The sequence below is a fragment of the Nocardia jiangxiensis NBRC 101359 genome (assembly GCF_000308615.1).
In the GTDB taxonomy this organism is placed as follows: Bacteria; Actinomycetota; Actinomycetes; order Mycobacteriales; family Mycobacteriaceae; genus Nocardia; species Nocardia jiangxiensis.
This window is the reverse complement of sequence record NZ_BAGB01000174.1, coordinates 1-22,536: the sequence shown is the minus strand read 5'-3', so window position 1 is coordinate 22,536 and position 22,536 is coordinate 1. Positions and strand designations below refer to the sequence as shown.

At 66.8% G+C, this 22,536-nt stretch carries 18 protein-coding genes; 7 read left to right on the top strand and 11 right to left on the bottom strand.

The genetic code is table 11. The features are described from left to right. Nucleotide 1 precedes the first annotated feature (1 nt). Nucleotides 2–508 carry a DoxX family protein gene (locus ON40_RS46430; RefSeq protein WP_040832402.1) on the bottom strand — a complete coding sequence of 169 codons (507 nt, stop codon included), beginning with the start codon at nt 506–508 and terminating at the stop codon, nt 2–4. Nucleotides 509–637: 129 nt separating this feature from the next. Continuing rightward, nucleotides 638–2,002, bottom strand: a complete 1,365-nt coding sequence (locus ON40_RS46425; RefSeq protein ID WP_051194624.1) for an NCS2 family permease — start codon at nt 2,000–2,002, stop codon at nt 638–640. A gap of 310 nt (nt 2,003–2,312) precedes the next feature. Here ON40_RS46425 and ON40_RS46420 point away from each other — a divergent pair, with 310 nt between their 5' ends. Both ON40_RS46420 and ON40_RS46415 read left to right on the top strand, forming a co-directional pair. Continuing rightward, nucleotides 2,313–4,376 (top strand): AMP-binding protein, encoded by a 2,064-nt coding sequence (locus ON40_RS46420; RefSeq protein WP_040832400.1) that lies wholly within the window; start codon nt 2,313–2,315, stop codon nt 4,374–4,376. Nucleotides 4,377–4,607: 231 nt separating this feature from the next. Further along, the gene (locus ON40_RS46415) at nt 4,608–6,662 is read left to right on the top strand and encodes an AMP-binding protein (RefSeq protein ID WP_040832397.1); all 2,055 of its coding nucleotides are present in this window, start codon (nt 4,608–4,610) and stop codon (nt 6,660–6,662) included. Between the two features lie 27 nt (nt 6,663–6,689). Here the strand turns inward: ON40_RS46415 and glgP are convergent, their stop codons facing one another. Next, nucleotides 6,690–9,260, bottom strand: a complete 2,571-nt coding sequence (gene glgP, locus ON40_RS46410; protein WP_040832395.1) for an alpha-glucan family phosphorylase — start codon at nt 9,258–9,260, stop codon at nt 6,690–6,692. Nucleotides 9,261–9,391: 131 nt separating this feature from the next. After that, a complete protein-coding gene (locus ON40_RS46405; protein WP_040832393.1) occupies nt 9,392–10,156 on the bottom strand; it encodes a dienelactone hydrolase family protein in 765 nt (254 codons plus the stop codon). Between the two features lie 161 nt (nt 10,157–10,317). On the opposite strand from ON40_RS46405, the gene ON40_RS46400 reads away from it, so the two are divergent. Both ON40_RS46400 and glgB read left to right on the top strand, forming a co-directional pair. Further along, nucleotides 10,318–12,324: an alpha-1,4-glucan--maltose-1-phosphate maltosyltransferase gene (locus tag ON40_RS46400; protein ID WP_040832391.1), complete on the top strand. Its 2,007-nt coding sequence runs from the start codon at nt 10,318–10,320 to the stop codon at nt 12,322–12,324. Beyond that, nucleotides 12,321–14,510 (top strand): 1,4-alpha-glucan branching protein GlgB, encoded by a 2,190-nt coding sequence (gene glgB / locus ON40_RS46395; RefSeq protein WP_051194623.1) that lies wholly within the window; start codon nt 12,321–12,323, stop codon nt 14,508–14,510. The genes ON40_RS46400 and glgB overlap by 4 nt, the downstream gene beginning before the upstream one ends. Here glgB and ON40_RS46390 read toward each other — a convergent pair. The 4 genes from ON40_RS46390 to ON40_RS46375 all read right to left on the bottom strand — a co-directional run bounded on the left by ON40_RS46390 (nt 14,507) and on the right by ON40_RS46375 (nt 17,636). Then, complete coding sequence (locus ON40_RS46390; protein ID WP_040832389.1) at nt 14,507–15,349, bottom strand: tetratricopeptide repeat protein; 843 nt, start codon at nt 15,347–15,349, stop codon at nt 14,507–14,509. The two genes, glgB and ON40_RS46390, sit on opposite strands and share 4 nt — an antisense overlap. Before the next feature lie 61 nt (nt 15,350–15,410). After that, on the bottom strand, nt 15,411–15,767 hold the full coding sequence (locus tag ON40_RS46385) for a DUF3817 domain-containing protein (protein WP_040832387.1): 357 nt from the start codon (nt 15,765–15,767) through the stop codon (nt 15,411–15,413). A 70-nt stretch (nt 15,768–15,837) separates the two neighbouring features. Further along, the gene (locus ON40_RS46380) at nt 15,838–16,248 is read right to left on the bottom strand and encodes a hypothetical protein (protein WP_051194622.1); all 411 of its coding nucleotides are present in this window, start codon (nt 16,246–16,248) and stop codon (nt 15,838–15,840) included. A gap of 206 nt (nt 16,249–16,454) precedes the next feature. Further along, nucleotides 16,455–17,636, bottom strand: a complete 1,182-nt coding sequence (locus ON40_RS46375; protein WP_040832644.1) for an acetyl-CoA C-acetyltransferase — start codon at nt 17,634–17,636, stop codon at nt 16,455–16,457. 117 nt (nt 17,637–17,753) lie between these two features. Between ON40_RS46375 and mce the strand changes: the two genes are divergently transcribed. The 3 genes from mce to ON40_RS55365 all read left to right on the top strand — a co-directional run bounded on the left by mce (nt 17,754) and on the right by ON40_RS55365 (nt 19,719). Further along, on the top strand, nt 17,754–18,224 hold the full coding sequence (mce, locus tag ON40_RS46370) for a methylmalonyl-CoA epimerase (RefSeq protein ID WP_040832386.1): 471 nt from the start codon (nt 17,754–17,756) through the stop codon (nt 18,222–18,224). 86 nt (nt 18,225–18,310) lie between these two features. Next, nucleotides 18,311–19,309: a coiled-coil domain-containing protein gene (locus tag ON40_RS46365; RefSeq protein ID WP_040832385.1), complete on the top strand. Its 999-nt coding sequence runs from the start codon at nt 18,311–18,313 to the stop codon at nt 19,307–19,309. A 101-nt stretch (nt 19,310–19,410) separates the two neighbouring features. After that, complete coding sequence (locus ON40_RS55365) at nt 19,411–19,719, top strand: Rv1322 family protein (RefSeq protein WP_083896455.1); 309 nt, start codon at nt 19,411–19,413, stop codon at nt 19,717–19,719. A gap of 221 nt (nt 19,720–19,940) precedes the next feature. Here the strand turns inward: ON40_RS55365 and nucS are convergent, their stop codons facing one another. The 3 genes from nucS to ON40_RS46350 all read right to left on the bottom strand — a co-directional run bounded on the left by nucS (nt 19,941) and on the right by ON40_RS46350 (nt 22,240). Then, nucleotides 19,941–20,678, bottom strand: coding sequence for an endonuclease NucS (nucS, locus tag ON40_RS46360; protein WP_040832384.1), 738 nt, complete (start codon nt 20,676–20,678; stop codon nt 19,941–19,943). A gap of 69 nt (nt 20,679–20,747) precedes the next feature. Next, complete coding sequence (locus tag ON40_RS46355) at nt 20,748–21,476, bottom strand: rhomboid-like protein (RefSeq protein ID WP_157186835.1); 729 nt, start codon at nt 21,474–21,476, stop codon at nt 20,748–20,750. Between the two features lie 26 nt (nt 21,477–21,502). After that, nucleotides 21,503–22,240, bottom strand: coding sequence for a rhomboid-like protein (locus ON40_RS46350; protein ID WP_051194619.1), 738 nt, complete (start codon nt 22,238–22,240; stop codon nt 21,503–21,505). Between the last annotated feature and the right edge of the window lie 296 nt (nt 22,241–22,536).

Genomic DNA, 22,536 nt, shown 5'->3' with positions numbered 1-22,536 from the left:
GTCACTTCACGGCGAGCGTTATCGCCGCCGCGACGGCCCCCAGGACCACGGCTCCCAGCCCCCAGGCGAGTCCCCGGCGATGCCAGGGACGATCGTGGTCCAGCGAGATCCGACCCGGTCCGGCGAAGCCGAGGGCGGCCGCGGCGACGATCAGCAGCACCGCCGAGGAGGCGGCGACCAGGCCGTGCGGCCAGGTCACGTGCACCGCGTTGATCATGGTGCCGATGACGACGGCCGCGGCGAGCGGGGTCAGCAGCCCGAGCACGAGCAGCGCGCCCCCCGCGAATTCACACAGCCCGGCCAGGGTGCCGAACACCTTGCCCGGTTGGTAGCCCATCCCCTCGAAGCTCTCGGTGGTTCGCTGCCATCCGGCGCCGTTGAACCAGCCGAACAATTTCTCACTTCCGGTGACGAACAGCAGGCCGCCGGAACCGACCCGGAGCACGAGCAGGCCGATGTCCGTGCCCGCCGAGTCGGCGGCGGATACGTGTGGCGCGGTGGTGGTCATATCGGTGTCCTCGTGGTCTCGGTGCCGATGGTCGGCGGGAGCAACGTTGCGGACTGCGTTCGATGAGACCACGATATCGGACGCCCCTTGGTTCGCCCGACCGCGAAAATTACCGGTTGACCAGTGAAGTTACCTGTTTGCCAGGAAGAAGAAGTAGGCCAGGAAGATCACCGCCAGCACCCAGACGACCGGATGGACCTCGCGGCCGCGACGCTTGGCGACCATGACGATCGGGTAGAACAGCAGACCCATCGCGATGCCGTTGGCGATCGAGTAGGTCAGCGGCATCATGATCACGGTGATGAAGGCCGGGATGGCGTATTCCAGTTCGCCCCAGTCGATTTGACCGAGCGAGCGGGACATCAGCACGCCGACCACGATCAGGGCGGGTGCGGTCACCGAGGGTGCGCCCGCGACGACGTCGAAGACCGGAAACAGGAACATCGCGATCAGGAACCACCCGGCGGTCGAGACCGCGGTGATCCCGGTGCGTCCGCCGGCGCTGACGCCCGCGGTGGATTCGACGTAGGCGGTGGTGGTCGAGGTGCCGATGATCGCGCCGGCCGCCGTGCCGATGGAATCGGAGGCGAACGCCTGCGCCGCACGCGGCAACTTGCCCTCGGAGGTCAGCAGCCCGGCCTGGTTGGCGATGCCGATCAGGGTGCCCGAGGCATCGAAGAAGTCGACGAACAGCATGGTCAGCACGACGATCGCCATCTGTCCGGTGAACGCGTGCGGCAGATTCACGATGGCCTGCCCGAAGGTCTTGTCCAGTCCGTGCGGCATGGCCACCACCGCATGCGGCAGCGAGACCAGCCCGCTGACGATGCCCACGATCGTGGTAGCGACGATGCCGTACAGCACCGCGCCGTGCCAGCCGAGCACCAGGAAGATCACCGTCACCAGCAGACCGAACAGGGCCAGCAGGGTGGTCCCCTTGGTGAAGTCGCCCAGATGGACGAAGGTGGACTCGCTGGCCACCACCAGACCCGCGTTCTTCAGCCCGAGGAACGCCACGAACATGCCGATGCCCGCGCCGACGGCCAGTTTCAGCTGCATCGGAATGGCGTCGATGATCTTCTCGCGGATCCTGGTGATCGCGAGTACGAAGAAGATCACGCCCGACAGCAGCGTGCCCGACAGCGCGACCTGCCAGTGGATGCCCATGCCGAGCACCACCGAATAGGCGAAGAAGGCGTTCAGTCCCATTCCCGGCGCGAGGGCGATGGGATAGCGCGCCCACAAACCCATCACGAGGGTGCCCACCACCGCGGCGACGGCGGTCGCGGTGAACACCGCCTGGGTGGGAATTCCCTTGGCCCCCAACGTGCCGTGGTCGCCGAGCACCGCAGGATTGACCGCCAGCACATAGGACATCGCGAGGAAGGTGACGGTGCCGGCCATGATCTCGCGCTTCACGGTCGATCCGAGCCTGCTGATACCGAAGTAGGCGTCCACGCGCCCCTTCACACCCGACTGAGCATCGATTGTCATCTACTTCTCCACCTGGGCCGAACGGACGTGCCTGTCGAGCACGCTATATGCCACGTTGCGGTTGCGCATCTCCGGTCCCGCGAACGAGCGGCAATCGATTGCGACAGTGCCGATCCAGGCCAGCGAACACATGGCTGGCCGGTCGATCACCGAATTACTTCGGATATTCGACAGACGCAATCGGCGGGCAATTAAATGCAGAATTCCCCTCGTATATGCAAGTTATTGACCGTTCCCCAGCGGGCCGTTACAAATACGTTATCCGCCGAACCGAGCCCGTCGAACCGGCCACGTCAGAATTGCAAAGTGAGTGGTTACAGAAATCGTCGATGCGAGCGCCGATCTCGCGATCGCCCCCGGGGTCCTGTGGGATCTGCTGACCGATCCGCGTAACTACGCGAGGGTCTTTCCCGGTATCGGCGCGTGCGATGTGCACGAGATCGTCGACGGACGCCCCGTGTGGCGCATGCGCATCGGCGGCAGCGACACCGAGATCCACATCCTCGACGTCCGGGTGATCGCCGATCGCGCGGCGGGCACCCTGGAGTTGCAGTGCACCGAGCGACGCAGTTTCGCCGCGGTGGCCCTGTCCGGCAGCGCCGATCGCACGCGCGCCACCATCACCTGCGTCGCTCCCGACCGCGTGCATCCACTCATGCCCAGTCTGCCCAATGCCGCTGCGGCGGAATGGATCTCGTTCGGACTGCATCGACTGGTCGATCTCGTGCGCGGCGCGCCGACCTCGATGGTGCTCAACGGCGAGGATTCCACGGTGCGCACCCAGGCCGGGGTCGCGATGCAGATCCTGTCCACCGGCGTGCTGCGCAGCATCCGGCCCGACCGGATGTACAAACAGATCAACGGCCTGGCCACCTACGGATTCACCCTCGCGGGCGGCTATGCGGCGATGGCCGGACATACCCCGAAACGCATTGCCGTGGTGGACGATCGGGGTGCGAGCAGCTTCGGCGACATCCACGCCCGCTCGGGGCGTCTCGCGACGGCACTGGCCGAGCAGGGTATCGGCGCGGGCGATGTCGTCGGCCTGCTCGCGCGCAGCCACCTCGAGATGATCGAAATCGTCACGGCCGTGGCCAAACTCGGCGCCGATCTGATCTTCCTGACCACCTGGCTGCCCGCGCAGCGGATCGCCTCCCTGGCCGAGAGCCACCGGATGGCAGCGATATTCGCCGATCCGGAGTTGGCACCCTTGACGGCGTACGTACCGCCGGACGTGATGCGCTTCAGCACGTTCAGCGATCCTGCCCGCCCGGACCAGATCGGCGTGGAGGAGCTGATCGCTGCGGGCAGAGGCGATGTCGGCAAACCGGACCATCCCGGTCGGCAGATCCTGCTGACGGCGGGCACCTCCGGCCCCGCGAAGGTGGCGGTCCGCCCGCAGCCGCGCGGATTCTCCTCGATCGCGGCGCTGCTGTCGCGCCTGCCGTTCGTGATGAACGAGACCATGCTGATCGCGGCGTCGCTATCCCATTCCTGGGGCCTGGCGGCCATGCACATCAGCCTCCCGCTGCGGGCCCAGGTGGTGCTGCTGGATCGCTTCGATGCCGCGGAGTGCCTGCGCCTGATCGCCGAGCATCGGGTGCGCACGCTGATCGTCGTGCCGATCATGGTGGAGCGCATCCTCGATCTGCCCGCTTCGGTCCGGGCGCGGTACGACCTGTCCAGCCTGGAGGTCGTAACCTGCGGCGGCGCACCATTGTCGGAGGCGACGGTGCTGCGGTTCACCGAGATCTTCGGCGAGATCCTCTACACCATCTACGGATCGACCGAGGTGTCCCTGGGCGCGATCGCCGAACCGGCCGATCTGCGGGTCTCGCCCACCACCGCGGGAAGTCCGCCGCTCGGCGCGAAATTCGCTGTGCTGGATCATGATTCGCGGCTGCTGCCGGTGGGCGCGATCGGACGGGTGTTCGTCGGCCACCATCTGCTGACCGAGGGGTATATCGACGCGCCGCCGCCGGAGGAGGTGGACGGCATGATCGACACCGGCGATGTGGGGTACGTCGATGCGGTCGGACGACTGTTCGTCGTCGCCCGCGCAGAGGAATTGATCGTCTGCGACGGCCAGACCGTCTACCCGCGCCCGGTGGAGGAGGCGCTGGCGCACCTGCCGCAGATCAGCGAGAGCGCGGTGGTGGGCGGACCGGATCGCGAATCGGGCCAACGACTCTCGGCCTTCATCGTCGCGCGGCCGGGCTATGTCATCGACGCCGATGCGATCCGCGATTACATCCGGGTTCGACTCGGGCGCGCCTGGGTGCCGCGCGATGTCGTGGTCATCGACGCGCTCCCCCGCAACGCCAGCGGCAACATCCTCAAACGCGTACTGACACAACAACCTGTCCGACGATGACGGCGTGGCGAGGCGGGCGGATATCGGCTTCCCGACGCCTCGCCGGCGAATAGTTGACAACCACACCCGTCCAGGGGTATCTGTGACGTGTGAACACATGCAACCCACCTGCAATTTAATGCATGATTCACCTAATATTTAGTTCGCCTTGACCAGTCGTGCGCGGCCCGTTACAAATACGTCAGCCGCCGAACCGAGCTGTCGAACCGGCCCAGCCAGAAGTGCAAGTGTGTGGTTACCGAAATCGTCGACGCGAGTGCCGATCTCGCAATCTCTCCCCGAGTTCTGTGGAAGCTGCTCGCGGACCCGGAGACCTACCCCCGACTGTTCCCGGGCATCGGCGCATGTGATCCGGTGGAGACCATCGACGGCCCACCGAGTTGGCGCATGCGCGTGGGCGGTGCCGATACCGAGATCCGTGTCCTGGACGTCCGGCTGGTCCTGAACCGCGAGGCACACACCGTCGAGCTGCAGTGCCCGGCCCAGCGCAGTTTCGCCGCGATCCGGCTGCGCGGGGCGTCCGCGGGCACGCAGGTCGTCATCACCTGCTTCGCGCCCGCCCGGGTGCATCCGCTGGTGCCCGCGCTGTCGAATTCGGCTGTCGTCGAATGGATCACGGCCGGGCTGAAGCGCATGGTCGACCTCGCCGACCGCGTCCCGACCTCGATCCTGGCCAACGGTGAGGAGTCCTCGATACGCCTGCAGGCCGGAGTCGCTCGGCAGATGTTGGCCACGGGTGTCGTGCGCACCCTGCGCCCGGACCGGATGATCAAACAGCTCAGCGGCCTGGCCGCCTGGGGTTTCACCCTGGCGGGCGGCTACGCGGCCGCGGCCGCGCACTCCCCGCGCCGCACCGCGATCATCGACGACCGGGGCGAGCGCACGTTCCGCGAGGTGCACACCCGCAGTCACGCACTCGCGAGCGCACTGGCCGGTATGGGTCTGACAGCCGGAGACGCCATCGGCGTGCTGTCCCGCAACAGCGCCGAGATGGTCGAGGTCATGTCCGCCGCAAGTAAACTCGGCGTCGAGGCGGTGCTGTTCAATACCGGTCTACCGGCCGAACGAATCGCCCAGATCGCCGAAAACCACCGACTGGCAGTGCTGTTCGCCGATCCGGAGCTGGAGGATCTACTGCGGTTCATCCCGCAGGATCTGCCGTGCTACCACACCGTGGACGACGGCATGCTTCCCGACCGCCGCACGGTCGAGGATCTGATCAACTCCGGCACAGGCGATTTCACCAAGCCGAAGGATCACGGCCGACTGGTCGTGCTGACCTCGGGCACCAGCGGCAGGTCGAAAGGCGCTGTGCGACCGCATCCCAAGGGATTCGGCACCGTCGCGGCGGTGCTGTCCCGCATCCCACTGCGGATGAACGAGACGATGCTGATTCCCGCGCCGGTGTTCCACACCTGGGGTCTGGCGGCCCTGCAGATCAGTACGCCGCTGCGCGCGACGGTGGTCCTGCCCGAACATTTCGACGCCCAGGACTGCCTGCGCATGATCGCCGAATTCCGGGTCACCACACTGATCGTCGTCCCGGTGATGGTGCACCGGATCCTGGATCTGCCCGCCTCGGTGCGAGCGCGTTACGACACCTCGAGCCTGCGTGTGGTGGCCAGTTGCGGTGCACCGCTGCCCGGCGCGGCGGTGCTGCGCTTCATGGACACCTTCGGCGACATCCTCTACAACTTCTACGGATCCACCGAAGTGTCCTGGGCGAGTATCGCCGATCCGGCCGATCTGCGCATCTCACCGACCACCGCCGGACGTCCTCCACTGGGCACGAAAATCGCTGTGCTGGACGATGATCTGCGCCCCGTCCCGATCGGCGCGACCGGGCACATCTTCATCGGCAACCACATGCTGTTCGACGGCTACACCGATGCCGATCCGCCCTCGGAGGCCGACGGCTTGCTCGACACGGGCGATGTCGGTTACCTGGACGCCGCGGGACGACTGTTCGTGGCCGGACGCGACGACGAGATGATCATCTCCGGCGGCGAGAACGTCTTCCCGCGGCCGGTGGAGGAGGCGCTGTCCCATCTGCCGCAGGTCAGCGAGGTCGCGGTGATCGGCGTCCCCGATCGCGAATTCGGCCAGCGCCTGGCCGCTTTCATCGTCACCCGCGACGGCTTCGCCCTGGACCCGGATATGATCCGCGTCTACATCCGACGCCGCCTGGGCCGCTTCTCGGTCCCCCGCGACGTCATGTTCCTGGACGCCCTCCCCCGCAACGCCACCGGCAAGATCCTCAAACGCACACTCACCCAACCGATCTGAGCGCCCGGTCGCAAGGCGGGAACCGGCTCAGGGACTCGGTGAGACCACCAGACCGAGTTCGGCGGGACCGGACAACAACCGATGCCGCGGCAGGATCCGGACGGTGAAGCCGACCGCGCCCGAGAGCGGAACGGGGGTCTCGACAGTGAAGATCTCCGTCCCGGAATCACTTCCGACGTGCGTCATCTCGATATCGGTGACCTCGGACAGGTCGTCATCCGTGTCGACGCGGCCCAGCACCGCCTGCACGGTGACATCGGCGGGGGTCAGACCCGCCAGATCGATGCGGGCGCGCAGGGACAGTTCGTTGCCGATGACCGGGATGTCGGCCAGACCGGAGCTGTCCACCTGGAGCACCTTGACCTGCGGCCAGGCCGCTTCGATCCGGCGGCGGTATTCGGCCAGCTCCCGTGCTCCGGCGAAATCGTCCTGTGCCACAGCGGCATACGAGGCCGCGGCGGGTGCGTAGTAGCCGACCGCGTAGTCGCGGACCATGCGGGAGGCCAGCACCTTCGGCCCGAGGGTCTGCAGCGTGTGGCGGACCATCTCCATCCAGCGCACCGGCACCCCGTCGTGGTCGCGCTCGTAGAAGCGCGGCAGCACAGCGCGTTCCATCGTCTCGTACAGCGCCGCGGCCTCCAGGTCGTCGCGGCGGTGCTCGTCGCGCACGCCGTCCGCGGTGGGGATGGCCCAGCCGTTCTCGCCGTCGTACATCTCGTCCCACCAACCGTCCCGGATCGATAGGTTGAGTCCGCCGTTGAGCGCGGCCTTCATCCCCGACGTACCGCACGCTTCGAGCGGACGCAGCGGATTGTTCAGCCACACATCGCATCCCCAGTACAGGTACCGAGCCATCGACATGTCGTAATCGGGCAGGAAGACGATGCGATGCCGCACGCCGATGTCGTCGGCGAAGCGCACCACCTGCTGGATCAGCCCCTTACCGCCGTCATCGGCCGGATGGCTCTTACCGGCGACCACCAGCTGCACCGGACGGTCGGGATCGGTCAGCATGCCGCGCAGCCGTTCCGGGTCGCGCAGCATCAGAGTCAGGCGTTTGTAGGTCGGCACCCGGCGAGCGAACCCGACGGTCAGCACCGCCGGGTCGAAAACCTCGTCCACCCAACCCAGTTCGGCCGGAGCCGCGCCCCGCTCGAGCCACGAGGCCCGCACCCGCCGACGCACCTCGTCGACCAGAATGCCGCGCAACGCATTTCGGGTCGACCACAGCTCGCGCAGATCGACGTCGTGCAACCGTTCCCAGCCGCGCGCCTCCTCGACCAGTTCCGGCCCGACGAATTCCCTTGCCTTGTCGATCCATTCGCGCGCGGCCCAAGTCGGCGCGTGCACGCCGTTGGTGACCGAGCCGATCGGCACCTCGGCCGGATCGAATCCGGGCCACAGCGGCGCGAACATACTCCGGCTGACCGCGCCGTGCAGTTGCGAGACGCCGTTGGCGCGCTGAGCCAGCCGCAACCCCAGATGAGCCATGTTGAACACCGATGGATCGGCCTCCCGGCCCAGCGCCACGATGCGATCCACCGAAACCCCCGGCAGCAGCGGAGATTCGCGTTCCCCGTGATCCCCGCCGAAATACCGCCGCACCAGCGCACCGGCGAACCGGTCGATTCCCGCGGGCACCGGGGTGTGCGTGGTGAACACCGTCCCGGCCCGCACTGCGGTCAGCGCGGCGTCGAAATCCATTCCGCCGGACATGAATTCGCGAATCCGCTCGATCCCCAGAAATCCGGCGTGCCCCTCGTTCATGTGGAACACATCCGGATCGAGCAGCCCGTGCGCGCGGGTGAACGCCCGCACCGCGCGCACTCCGCCGATTCCGGCCAGAATCTCCTGCTTGATCCGATGGTCCTGATCGCCGCCGTACAGCCGGTCGGTGACCGCGCGCAACTCGGGATCGTTGTCGGCGATGTCGGAATCCAACAGCAGCAACGGAATCCGCCCCACCTGGGCGATCCACACCCGTGCCCGCAGCACCCGCCCCTCGGGCATCGGCACGTGCACCAGGACCGGAGAACCATCGGCGCCGGCGAGCAGCCGCAGCGGCAACCCCTGCGGATCCAGATCCGGATAATGTTCGCGCTGCCAGCCGTCGGCGGTCAGCGACTGCCGAAAATACCCTGAGCGGTACAGCAACCCGACGCCGATCAGCGGAAGTCCCAGATCCGACGCCGCTTTCAGATGGTCACCGGCCAGGATTCCCAATCCGCCGGAGTAGTTCGGCAGCACCTCGGTGACGCCGAACTCCATCGAGAAGTACGCGATGCACCGCGGGCCCTGATCCTGTCGGCCGAACCAACGCGGCCTGGTCAGATAGTCCTGCAGATCGGCCGCGGCGGCGTCGACCGTGCGCAGGTACGCCTCGTCGGCGGCCAGTTCGTCCAAGCGTTCGGCCGGGACCTCCCCCAGCATCCGCACCGGATCGCGCCCGAGCTCCACCCACAGCCGCGGATCCAGTTCGGCGAACACGTCCTGCGTCGGGGCATGCCAGGACCAGCGCAGATTCGTGGCGAGTTCGCCGAGCGCGGACAGTCGCTCGGGCAGATGGGCACGGACGGTGAAGCGACGCAATGCCTTCATTGGGTAGAACCTACACGGCGAGGATGGCGCACGCGGCACCGAACAACCCCGCCGCAGGGCTCTGACCTGTACTCATCGAATTCCCGGGCCGCCGTATCGGTCCTACGCGGCGGCCCGGGAACCGGACGGAACTACTTCGAGCCCAGCGTGCGATCGAGCAGCGCGAGCAGATCGCGGTAGTGACGCTCGGCCGCCTCGGCGCTGTACGCCTCGGTGTCGGCCTGGGTGTAACCGTGGATCGAGCCCTCGTACACCTCGGAGGTGTGCGTGACGCCCGCCGCGTCCAGCGCCTTGCCGAACGTCTCGATCTGCTCGGGAGTCGCCCCCTGGTCGTTGTCGGCGTAGCCGAAGAACAGCTCCGCGGTGATCGGCTCGACCATCAGATGAGTGCTGTCGGGGCCGTCGGTGACCAGTCCACCGGTGTGGAAACAGCCACCGGCCGCCACCCGATCGGGATGCGCGGCCGCGGTGAACAGCACCAGCCGCCCGCCCATGCAGTATCCGGTCAGACCGACCGGACCGTCACTGACCAGCTCCGATGCCGCCATCCAGTCCAGGTACGCGGCCGAATCGGACTTCACGACCTCGGGCGTCAGCGCCTGCATCTGCGGCCGGATCTTCTCGAAGATCTCCGGCCGCGACTTCAGATCGATCGGGTCCGGCAGATCGAACAGCGGTGCGCGGCCCGCCCGGTAGAAGGCGTTCGGCACCAGAACCGTGTAGCCGTGCGAAGCGATGCGATCGGCCACCGCGCGCAGCGCGGGCCGCAGGCCGAACGCATCCTGGTAGACGATCACGCCCGGATGCGCGGCGCCGTCGTCGGGATGAGCCACATAAGCATCGGCAACGCCGTCGGGAGTCTGGATGTCTACCGACACGCCGTGCACTGCGGTCATGGTGGGTCCTCCTGTGTTTTCGCCGTCGTCGTGCCCGCCGCGAAAGAGAGGCGAGCGTTCCGCTTCGGTCCTACCGTCCCATATCGATTCCCGCCACCCGGCAGCCACCCGTCCGCCGTCATCGGCGCGAACATGTCCGGATTACCGGTACGGTTGACGCCGTGACCGGTCGCATCGCCATCGATGACACCGCCCCTGCCCTAGGACCGGGGCGATACCCGGCCAAGGCCGTGGTCGGTGAGGTGTTCCCGGTTCGCACCGTGGTCTGGCGCGAAGGGCACGACGCCGTCGCCGCGACCCTCGCGGTGCGCGCCCCGGGCAGTTCGCGCACGCAGCGCATCCGCATGTCCCCAGACTACGAACCCGATGTGTTCAACGCCGTGTTCACCCCCACCGAGCCGGGTGCGTGGACCTATCGCATCGAGGGCTGGAGCGATCCGATCGCGGGATGGCGTGCGGCGGTGGAGGCGAAACTGGCCGTCGGCCAGAGTGCCGCGGATCTGGCCAACGATCTGGAACTCGGCGCACGCCTGTTCGACCGTGCGGCACAGGCGGTTCCGAAGAAACAGTGGGAACGTCTGCGCGCGGCCGCGACCGCACTGCGCAGCGACGACCAGCTGCCCGCGCGCGTGGCCCCGGCGTTCGGCGCCGAGGTGGCCGAGATCCTGCGCGCCCACCCGCTACGCGAATTGGTCACCCGCGGACCGCAATTCACCGTCCAGGTGCAACGCCGCCGTGCCCTGTGCGGCTCGTGGTACGAATTCTTCCCCCGCTCCACCGGCGGCCGGGACGCCGACGGCGCTCCCGTGCACGGCACCTTCGCCACCGCCGCGAAGGAGCTGCACCGCATCGCCGCGATGGGTTTCGACGTGGTGTACCTGCCGCCGATCCACCCGATCGGCAAGGTGAACCGCAAGGGCCGCAACAACTCTCTGACCTGCGAACCCGACGACGTCGGCTCCCCCTGGGCGATCGGCTCGGCCGCGGGCGGGCACGACGCGATCCATCCGGACCTCGGCGACGTCGCGGATTTCACCGAATTCGTCGACGTCGCACGGCAACTCGGGCTCGAGGTGGCCCTGGATCTGGCGCTGCAGTGTGCCCCGGACCATCCGTGGGTCACCGAACATCCCGAATGGTTCACCACCCTGCCGGACGGCACCATCGCCTTCGCGGAGAATCCGCCGAAGAAGTACCAGGACATCTACCCGATCAACTTCGACAACGATCCGGACGGCCTCTACGCCGAGGTGCTGCGCGTGGTCCGGTACTGGATCTCGCTGGGCGTCACCATCTTCCGCGTCGACAACCCGCACACCAAGCCCGCCGACTTCTGGGAATGGCTGATCGCGCAGGTGCACCGCGACGACCCGGGCGTGATCTTCCTGTCCGAGGCGTTCACCCGCCCCGCCCGGATGTACGGCCTGGCCCGGCGCGGGTTCACCCAGTCCTACACGTATTTCACCTGGCGCACCGGCAAACACGAACTCGCCGAATTCGCCCTGGAACTGGCCGCCAAGGCCGACGAGGCGCGACCGAACCTGTTCGTCAACACCCCCGACATCCTGCACGAGAGCCTGCAGCACGGCGGTCCGGGCATGTTCGCCGTCCGCGCGGTGCTGGCCGCGACGATGGGCCCGGCCTGGGGCGTGTACTCGGGTTTCGAACTGTTCGAACATCAGGCGGTGCGGCCGGGCAGCGAGGAGTATCTCGACTCGGAGAAGTACGAGCTGCGCCCGCGTCCGTTCGCCGAGGCCGCCGCGCGCGGTGAATCGCTCGAACCCTGGCTGACCAGACTCAACGAGATCCGCCGCGCCCACCCGGCCCTGCAGCAATTGCGCTGTCTGAGCGTGCATCACGTGGACAACGACGCACTGCTGGCCTATTCGAAGGTGGATCCGGCCACCGGCGACGCGGTACTGGTCGTGGTGAATCTGGACCCGTTCGGAGCCGAGGACGGCATGCTCTCGCTCGACATGCCCGCGATCGGCCGCGAATGGCACGACCATCCGGTCGTCATGGACGAGGTGAGCGGTGAGGAATACCACTGGGGCCAAACCAATTACGTACGTCTGGACCCGGTCCGGGCCGTCGCGCACATCATCGCGCTGCCGCCGGTCTCGGCGGCCGCCCGCGCGGAGTTGGCCTACCGCAGGACATTCCGGTGAATCGGCGCGATCTGCTCCTGCTGGCCGCGGGCACCCACCCGGATCCGCACTCGGTGCTGGGCGCGCACCCGCATCCCGACGGCACCGTCGTCAGAGCCCTTCGGCCGCACGCGGATTCGGTGTCCGCCCGGATCGGCGACCAGGATCATCTGCTGAAGCACGTGGAGCACGGCCTGTTCGAGGGCATCGTGCCGTATCCCGAGCTGTGGGACTACCGCCTGCTGACCTCCTATCCCGGCGGCCGCACGGTCCTGGACGCCGACGGCTACCGATTCCTCCCCACCCTCGGCGACCTGGATCTGCACCTGATCGGCGAAGGCAGGCACGAACGGCTCTGGGAGGTCCTGGGCGCGCATCCGCGCCGATACACCACCCTCGACGGCGAGGTCGCGGGCACCTCCTTCGCGGTGTGGGCCCCGAACGCCCGCGGCGTCAGCGTGATCGGCGATTTCGACGGCTGGAGCGGCAACACCGCCCCCATGCGGCGGCTCGGCGGCTCGGGCGTGTGGGAGGTGTTCGTCACCGGGCTCGGGCCGGGCGATAAATACAAGTTCCGGGTGCACGGCGCGGACGGCGGCATCGTCGAACACGCCGACCCACTCGCCTTCGCCACGGAAGTACCCCCCGCCACGGCCTCGGTCATCACCGAAAGCTCCTACAGCTGGCACGATCAGGAGTGGATACGCGCCCGAGGCGCCGCCGATCCGACCCGCGCCCCGATGAGCATCTACGAAGTGCACCTGGGCTCGTGGCAGCCCGGACACGGCTATCGCGAGATGGGCACCAGACTCGCCGAATACGTTCGCGCACAGGGCTATACCCATGTCGAACTGCTGCCGATCGCCGAACACCCCTTCGGCGGATCCTGGGGCTACCAGGTCACCTCGTACTACGCCCCGACCGCCAGATTCGGCGCCCCCGACGACTTTCGCGCCTTCGTGGACATCCTGCACGCCGCGGGCATCGGCGTTCTGCTGGACTGGGTTCCGGCGCACTTCCCGCGCGACGAATGGGCCCTGGCCCGCTTCGACGGCGCACCCCTGTACGAGCATCCCGACCCGCGCCGGGGTGAGCAATTGGACTGGGGCACCTACGTTTTCGACTTCGGCCGCAACCAGGTCCGCAACTTCCTGGTGGCCAACGCGCTGTACTGGCTCGAGGAATTCCACATCGACGGCCTGCGCGTGGACGCCGTCGCCTCCATGCTCTACCTGGACTACTCACGCCCCGAAGGCGGCTGGGAGGCCAATATCCACGGCGGCCGGGAGAATCTGGAAGCCGCGCAGTTCCTGCAGGAGATGAACGCTACGGTGCACGCCCGGCATCCGGGCGTGGTCACCATCGCCGAGGAGTCCACCACCTGGCCGGGCGTCACCCGTCCCACCGACGTCGGCGGCCTGGGCTTCACCATGAAGTGGAACATGGGCTGGATGCACGACACCCTCGGCTATCTCGGCCGCGATCAGGTGCACCGCAGCTGGCATCACAACGAGATCACCTTCTCCGCGGTCTACGCGTGGAGTGAGAACTACGTCCTGCCGATCAGTCACGACGAGGTCGTCCACGGCAAGGGGACGCTGTGGACGCGCATGCCGGGCGACGATTTCGCCAAGGCGTGCGGCGTACGAGCACTGCTGGCATACATGTGGTCACATCCCGGCAAACAGTTGCTGTTCATGGGCCAGGACTTCGGACAGTTCCGCGAATGGTCACACGATCGCGGCCTGGACTGGCACGAATTGGACAATCCGCTGCACGCGGGCATCCGCACCCTCGTCGCCGATCTCAACACCGCCTACCGCGCCCACCCGGCGCTGTGGACCCAGGACACCTCCCCCGGCGGCTACGCCTGGATCGAGGCCGACGACCGGGACCACAATGTGCTGGCCTTTCTGCGCTACGCCAGCGATGGCTCGCCGATAGCCTGCCTCTACAACTTCTCCGGCTCCGAACACCGCGACTACCGCGTCGGCCTGCCCGTATCGGGCCACTGGCGCGAAATCCTGAACACCGACGCGATCCCCTACGGTGGCAGCGGAATCGGCAACCTCGGCGGCGTGGACACCGCCGAGATCCCCTGGCACAACCGGCCCGTCTCGGCCGCGATCACCCTCGCGCCCAACAGCGGGATCTGGCTCGCCCCCGAACAGATATCGGACGTGAAAAATCTCACGTCCGGCGTCTAGTACAGCGCGCTCGCCAGTTTGCGGCGGGCCGCGACGACCACCGGGTCCGCGGTGTCGAACAGCTCGAACAGCTCCACCAGCCGCGTGCGCACACGATTGCGATCATCGCCGGCGGTGCGCTTGATCAGGTTGATCAAGCGGGTGAAGGCCGCATCGGGCTCGCTGTTGAACAGTTCCATATCCGCGGCGGCGAAGGCGGCATCGATATCGGCCGGATCCGCATCGGCACGGGCGATCGCATCCTGCGGCAGCCCCTGCGTGCGCGAGTAGAAGCGAACCTGCCGCAGCGCGGCCTTGGCCTCCGCATTGGCCGGTTCGGCGGCAAGAATCGCCTCGTAGGCGCTGATCGCGCCCTCGACGTCACCGCGGTCCAGTGCCTCCTCGGCCGCGGTGAAACGCGGATCCTCGGGCTCGGGCTGCGGACCGTCCGGCGAATCGGGCAACTGCCCGCGCACGGCCTCCATCACCGCCGTGAGCCACTGCTTGACCTGCGGCTCGGGCTGAGCGCCCTGGAAGTCGGCCAGCGGCTGACCACCGGCCACCGCGACCACCGTCGGAATGCCCTGCACACCGAACGCCTGCGCGATGCGCATATTCGGCTCGGCCTCCACGGTCGCCAGGTCCCAGCCGCCGTCGGCCTCGCCGACCAGCCGCTCGAACAGCTTCACCAGCTCCACGCTGCCCGGACTGCGCTGCGAGTACAGCACCACGACCACCGGCACCTGCATCGAGCGACGCAGCACCTGAGTCTCGAAATTGGCCTCGGTGACCGCGTGATCACTCGGAACATCGGTGGCAGCAGGCTGTTTCAAGCTGGACAGATCCACCGCGCCGGACATGGCGGCAGCAGCGGCGGGCGAGGGACGACGTGCAGCTGGTCGAGTCACAGCTTCCAGTTTGTCACGAGCCCGCGGCGGCAGGTGCCTGGGCCGGGCTCAATTCGCCCAACTGTCCGGACCGGATGGCCCACCGCTCGAACAAGAACGAGGTGAACGGGATCACCGTCGAGACGAGCCCGAGCAGGATCGTGCGCCCCGGCCACTCGAACTCCCGCCACGCCATCAGCAAGCTGAACGCGTACGCCAGGAAGATGATCCCGTGCACCATGCCGAACACCATGAGCGGCCATTCGACCGGTGGTGTCACCCCGTGCTTGAAGTACATGCCGATGAACAGCAGCACCCACCCGAACACCTCGAGGATGCCGAAAAGTCGCACCCGCTTGGCCAGGGTGCTCACGTCGAAGATCTCGCCCATGACTCCCCATTGTGCCCAATGGCTACGACGCTTCGTAGTGGGTGTGCCCATTCTCTCAGGAAAACGCGGATCAGCGGCCGCAGTGCACGTTGAACTGCTGCCAGAGGTCGTCCCCGATGTAGCCGCCCCAGTCGATGCACTTGCCCTGCGCCTCGACCTTCGCGAAGGCGAAGTCGGTGAACTTGTGCCCGTCGTTGATGACCACCGCCGAGTGGTCCTTCGATTGCCGAACCGCGGCGCCCATCGGGATCGCCGCACCCGCGTGGTCCCGCACGGTGACCACGCAGTTGGTCCTGCCGTTGTAGGTGAGGAAGATCGTGCCTGCCTTCAGCTCATGCTTGTCGACGACGTTGAAGCCCGCACCGCACTGGCCGCCGTACGGCGCCGCCGCGGAGGCCGTGGCCGGGACGAGTGCCGCCGCACCGGCGGAGATCCCGAGCGCGGCGGCACAGACAGCGATGAACTTTCGGGTGTTGATCAAAATTGAGCCTTTTCTCTCTCATGTCGCATCCGGCGCGCCGAGTTCCCCCCACACGCCGGACACCGTGCCTCACCGAACCTAGGGGCAGTCGGCGACAGAGGATTTCGCAACTTCCCACATCCGGGAAGCCGTACCGCATCGAGAGAGCCGGTCATACAGCCGAGATCCACCCGAACGAATCTCGGCTGTCGCGACCCCCTGCCGGGCTACACCTTCACGATCAGAGCGTCACCCTGACCGCCGCCACCGCACAGGGCCGCCGCGCCGACACCGCCGCCGCGACGCTTCAGCTCGAGCGCGAGGTGCAGCACGATGCGCGCGCCGGACATGCCCAGCGGGTGGCCGATCGCGATCGCGCCGCCGTTGACGTTCACCTTCTCCGGGTCGATGCCGAGCTTGCGGGTCGAGGCCACGCCGACCGCGGCGAAGGCTTCGTTGATCTCCACCACATCCAGGTCGGCGGGCGAAATACCTTCGCGCGCACAGGCTTTGGCGATCGCGTTGGCGGGCTGCTCCTGCAGGGTGGAATCCGGACCGGCCACCACACCCGCGGCGCCGATCTCCGCGATCCAGCTCAGGCCGAGTTCCTGCGCCTTGGCCTTGCTCATCACGACCACCGCGGCCGCGCCGTCGGAGATCTGCGAGGCGGAACCGGCGGTGACCGTGCCGTCCTTGCGGAACGCCGGACGCAGCTTGCCCAGCGACTCGGCCGTGGTGTCCGCGCGAATGCCCTCGTCCTGCCCGAACAGCACCGGATCACCCTTGCGCTGCGGGACGGCGACCGGAACCACCTCGTCGTCGAACACGCCGTTCTTCCACGCCGCGGCCGCCTTCTGATGCGAGGCCGCGGCGAACGCGTCCTGATCCTCGCGACTGATGCGATCGACGTCGTTGCGCTGCTCGGTCAGCAGGCCCATCGCCTGATCGGTGAAGATGTCGTGCAGCCCGTCGAAGGCCATGTGGTCGCGCAACGTCACATCGCCGTACTTGAAGCCCTCCCGGCTCTTCTCCAGCAGATGCGGCGCCTGCGTCATCGACTCCTGCCCGCCGGCCACCACGATCTCGTACTCACCGGCGCGAATCAGCTGATCCGCCAACGCGATCGCGTTGATACCCGACAGACACACCTTGTTCACCGTCAGCGCCGGAACGTCCATCGGGATACCCGCGGCCACCGCGGCCTGCCGGGCCGGGATCTGCCCCGCACCAGCGGTCAGCACCTGGCCCATGATCACGTAGTCGACCGACTCGGGGGCAACTCCGCCCTTCTCCAGCGCGGCCTTGATCGCGAATCCGCCCAGGTCGGAACCGGAGAATCCGGCGAGCCCACCGAGCAACCGACCAACCGGTGTGCGGGCGCCGGAGACGATGACGGAGGTGGTGGTCACGATGAGCCTCACTTCTCGAGTCGATGCAGCGTACGGGCGGGACGTAACCGCTCGATACTCCACGGTAACCCGGGCACTCTCGACAGCACCACGGTGGTGCGCGCTACCGTTCGAAAGGTGAGCACTTCCGAAAAGACCGAATTCATTCCCGCCGACTATGTGATCGCCGTGGACCATGTCGGCATCGCCGTCCCGGATCTCGACGCAGCTGTGGCCTGGTACTCCGAAAAGCTCGGTATGATCGAGACGCACCGTGAGGTCAACGAGGGCCAGGGGGTGCACGAGGCAATGCTGTCGCTGCCCGCTGCCGGAGACAGGTCGACTGCTCTGCAGTTGCTGGCTCCCCTCAACGAGGAATCGACCATTGCAAAATTCATCAATCGCAACGGTCCGGGGCTGCAGCAGCTGGCTTACCGCGTGACCGATATCGACGCCGTTTCGAACAATCTCCGAGACCGGGGCGTACGCCTGCTCTACGACGCACCGCGTCCGGGCACCGCGGGCTCGCGCATCAATTTCCTGCACCCCAAGGATGCTGGCGGTGTGCTCATCGAGCTCGTCGAGCCGAACGCGAATCCTACTCACTAGTACCGCAATCCGACCGCGAAAACCTTTCGTAACGACATTCGCGGTCGGGTCACCATGGCACGCGCGCAAGCGGTAGTTTGTGGGGCATGTCGTCCACTGAGCCCGATCGCAATCGCTTCGTCGCGTTGCCCTTTACCGTGGTCCGGAAGGGGTATGACCGCGATGAAGTTCGCAATTACTTCGACCGATTCGATGCCGAACTGAGGGTCACCGCCACCGACCGCGATGCCGCCGCTGCCCAGGCCCGGAACCTGGCCGCCCAGCTGGAGGATGCGCGTGACGAAATCGATGAGCTGCGTAAGGAAGTCGACCGTCTGTCAGTCCCCCCGACCACCGCGGAGGGCATGAGCGACCGTATCTCGCGCATGCTCCGTCTGGCCTCCGACGAGGCGTCCGAGGTCCGCGCGCAGGCCCAGGCCGAAGCCGCCGAGATGGTCTCCATCGCCGAACAGCAGGCCACCGAAATGCGTGGTAAGTACGAATCGCTGCTGGCCGAGACCAAGGAGAAGCGCGAGGCGCTCGAGATCGAGTTCGAGCAGACCCTCGCCAACGCGCGGACCGAGTCCGCCAAGATCGTCGAGGCCGCCACGGCCGAGGCCGATCGCCTCACCAAGGAGGCCGAGGCCAAGCGCAAGGCCGCGCAGCAGGACTTCGAGGTCAGCATGGCCGACCGGCGCACCAAGCTGACCCGCGCCATGGAGGAGCTGGAGGCCACCAGCCGCTCCGACGCCGCGCAGCGCATCAAGGATGCGACCGACGAGTCCAACCGTCTGGTCGGAAACGCCACCCAGCAGGCCGACCGCAAGATCGCCCACGCCAAGGAACTCGCCGAGGAGATGCGCGTGCTGCGCGGCCGAGTTCTGGCTCAGCTCTTGGGAATTCGCGGCCAGCTCGATTCCGTTCCGGCCATGCTCGCCGCGGTCAACCGCGAGAGCGAACTGCTCGACGGCGCCCCCGAACCGCGGTCGCTGTCCAGCAAGCAGTCCGGGTCCGGACGCCAGCAGAAGGCCATCCCCGAGATGCGTGATGCCGAGGATGAGGTCGTCGACGAAGAGCAGCGCGAGAGCGCGGAAGTCGCACACTAGTAGCACTGGTCCCACCCGGGCGACAGATATCCGTTCCAAGGCCGCCCCCCGCAAGGGGGGCGGCCTTCTTTAGTTGTCCGCCGGGTTACCCTCGACATGTCATGCCTCGCCGGAAACCGAGTCCCAGGAGATCCTCGGCGCGGTCCCCGAGGGAGCCGCGTCCGATCGGCGACGTCTTCGGACGCACTGAAAACGGCCCCGGCGGCGCGGAAACCTATGTGGTGCGCACGATTCCGGGCTCCCGCGCGGTGAAGACCTACCGCTGCCCCGGCTGCGATCACGAAATCCCCCCGGGCACAGCACATATCGTCGCCTGGGCCGCAGTAGGCGGCGAAGATGACCGCCGCCACTGGCACACCGGCTGCTGGCGAGGCCGCCACACCAGAACCATCACCCGCCGCTGGAGCTGAGCCTGTCCGCCTCACTCCCCCGCCTCTCCGGGACTTCAGCGTGCCGTCAGGCGCGGGGAGACTTGCGTTGTCGGGCCGACGGTCAGGTATTCGGTTGCGTTGCAGGGGTTCCCGAGGAGTTACCCATGTGCGTACGAAATCAGTTGTTACGTAGCAGGTTCAGAGGATTTGCCCTGTGGGCAATCAGAACTCGTTGAGGCGTGACGGAAATCACTCACTCGTCAGAAGAGGCGGAACTCGTCGCTCTCTGTACCGCGGAGGGCGTTGTAATCGAGTGTGACACAGCGTATTCCGCGATCGGTGGCGAGGGTGCGAGCCTGCGGCTTGATCTGCTGCGCCGCGAAGACGCCACTCACCGGAGCGAGCAGCGGGTCACGATTGAGCAGTTCGAGGTAGCGGGTGAGCTGTTCGACGCCGTCGATCTCACCGCGCCGCTTGATCTCCACCGCGACCGTCGCGCCGTCGGCGTCCCGGCACAGGATGTCGACCGGACCGATCGCGGTCATGTACTCGCGACGGATCAATGTATAACCGGCACCGAGGGTTTCGATGTGCTCGGCCAGCAGTTCCTGCAGATGCGCCTCGACGCCGTCCTTCACCAACCCGGGATCGACACCGAGTTCGTGCGAGGTGTCGTGCTCGATCTCCTCGACGGTGATGCGCAGTTCCTCACCGGCCTTGTTGGTCACCACCCACAGCTTGGCGGGTTCGGCGACGCTCACCTCGGCGTCCGGAGCGGCACCGTCCGCAGCCACGGAGGCGCCGCCATCGGACGCGGCATCGCGCTCCTCCAGCCAGCACGGCGGACTCATCCAGTTCAGCGGCTTGTAGGAGCCGCCGTCCGAATGTACGAGTACGGATCCGTCCGCCTTCATCAGTAGCAGACGTCGAGCCATCGGGAGATGAGCGGTGAGCCGACCCACGTAGTCGACCTGACAACGAGCAATCACGAGGCGCACCCCAGGCACTCTAGGCGACCGCCGCACAGCCCCGATCAGCAAGGGCCACCTACGATCCGCGACGCCGGGTCAATTCAGCAGAAACGACACCGCCAGCGCCGAAGCAGCCACCAGCGGAACCGGATCGAACCAACTCATCCGACGTTCCGCGTACCGACCGCGGGCGATCATCAGCACCCCGATCCCGGTACCGATCAGGTAGGACAGCAGATGACCGACACTGGTGAAATCCCGGATGTCGACCACCCCCTTCACCGCGATCACCAGCCACACCGCGGCCCACGGAATCCGCCGGCCCTTCGGCACGAGCACGACGAGCGAGCCGAACAGCGTCATGACGCCGTAACTGATCCCCACATCCTCGGAATCACCGATGCTGCTGGGCAGCCAGTGCATACCGATCCCCACCCACAGGCCGACCGCCACCAGCAGCGTCGCGCCGATATGACCGGCCAGGAAGGTCCAGATCGCCCGCAGCGCACCGAATCGCAGTTCCACCAGTGCCAGCAGACAGGCCAGCAGCGGGACATTCGTGATCGTCGAATCGGTATCCCCGATGACGAACGCGCTGGACAGCAGCGTCCCGAGACGGCCGTGCCGAAGATTGTCGAGATTCGTACTGGTGCCCGCCAGGATTCGAGCCTGAACATCGGGCCCGACCCGCGCGTAGATCACCGCGACCACGATCAGCGCCGCCACATAGCCGACGGTGACCGGCAGCCAGTGTCGCCGACGCAGAACTGCGATGACAGAAGATATTCCGCTCTGTGCCCGCTCGGCCGTCATCACCCCGACCATGGACACCTTCCTCAGCTGTGCGCTGTTCAGCCCACGAGGATCGTGTATCCGAGCAGAGTCGCGATGACCAGCAGCACGATCTCGATCCGCTTGAAACGCTGCGGAACCGTCCGGCCGCCGCGGATCAACCACAGGCCCACCAGCAGACCGATGGATACGGACAGCAGATGCCCGACATTGGTGAAGGAGCGTCCCATCGCCACACCGGCGACGGCGACGGCGAGCCAGGTGATCGCCCAGGTCGGCCGCCAACGCGACGGCATCAGGACCAGGAAGGCCCCGATCAGCGCCATCGAGCCGTAACTGATGCCGACGTCCTCGGCGTGCGTGATCTCCAGCGGCAGCCAGTGGGCCTGGACCGCCACCCAGAGCCCGAATGCGACCAGCAGCGTCGATCCGAGGTGTCCGGCGAGAAATATGCGAATCAGGCGGCTCGCGCCGAATTTGAGCTCGGCCAGGGCGAGCAGACAGATCAGCAGCGGCAGAACCAGCAGTGAGGTGTCGGTATCGCCGATCAGCAGCGCGCTGGACAGCAGTGTGCCGATGTGGCCGTTCAGCAGGTTGTACAGATTCGTGCTGGCGTGCAGCATGACCCGAGTCTGCGCGGAGTTGCTCAGCACCGAGACCAGCACGGTCACCAGGATGAGCAGCGCCCCGTAGCCGTAGGTAGCCGGTAGGAACAGCCGACGCCAGCGGAAGCCGGACGTCGTAGCCGAAACGGTCGGCGTCGTCGTCTCCTGGTTGGGTGCTGTGAGCACCACCATGGGGATCCCTTTCGTCACTGCTCCGGGGGCAGCTCCACCGGCGTACCCTCCATCATCCGGATTCTGGCTGCACAACGGCTAGCTGTGGGTTGTGAAAGTACTGTGAACTCGCCGACGGCAGAGAGTCCGGTTGCCGATGACTCAGTCGCCCGAGCCGCTGGCCAGAGCAGAGATCATGGTGCTGATGTAGGTGGCGAGGCCGCTGAGGATGTCCATCTGGGGTGTTCTCCTATTCGGGGGTTGTAACCGGCCGAATCATACACAGGTCAAGGAAACAGCGAAGGCCCCCAGCAGAT

Excerpts from the sequence above, each read along its gene's own strand:
- ON40_RS46430 (WP_040832402.1), bottom strand. The coding sequence starts at position 508 with ATGACCACCACCGCGCCACACGTATCCGCCGCCGACTCGGCGGGCACG.
- ON40_RS46425 (WP_051194624.1), bottom strand. The coding sequence starts at position 2,002 with ATGACAATCGATGCTCAGTCGGGTGTGAAGGGGCGCGTGGACGCCTAC.
- glgP (WP_040832395.1), bottom strand. The coding sequence starts at position 9,260 with ATGAAGGCATTGCGTCGCTTCACCGTCCGTGCCCATCTGCCCGAGCGA.
- ON40_RS46405 (WP_040832393.1), bottom strand. The coding sequence starts at position 10,156 with ATGACCGCAGTGCACGGCGTGTCGGTAGACATCCAGACTCCCGACGGC.
- ON40_RS46390 (WP_040832389.1), bottom strand. The coding sequence starts at position 15,349 with ATGTCCGGCGCGGTGGATCTGTCCAGCTTGAAACAGCCTGCTGCCACC.
- ON40_RS46385 (WP_040832387.1), bottom strand. The coding sequence starts at position 15,767 with ATGGGCGAGATCTTCGACGTGAGCACCCTGGCCAAGCGGGTGCGACTT.
- ON40_RS46365 (WP_040832385.1), top strand. The coding sequence starts at position 18,311 with ATGTCGTCCACTGAGCCCGATCGCAATCGCTTCGTCGCGTTGCCCTTT.
- ON40_RS55365 (WP_083896455.1), top strand. The coding sequence starts at position 19,411 with ATGCCTCGCCGGAAACCGAGTCCCAGGAGATCCTCGGCGCGGTCCCCG.
- ON40_RS46355 (WP_157186835.1), bottom strand. The coding sequence starts at position 21,476 with ATGGTCGGGGTGATGACGGCCGAGCGGGCACAGAGCGGAATATCTTCT.
- ON40_RS46350 (WP_051194619.1), bottom strand. The coding sequence starts at position 22,240 with ATGGTGGTGCTCACAGCACCCAACCAGGAGACGACGACGCCGACCGTT.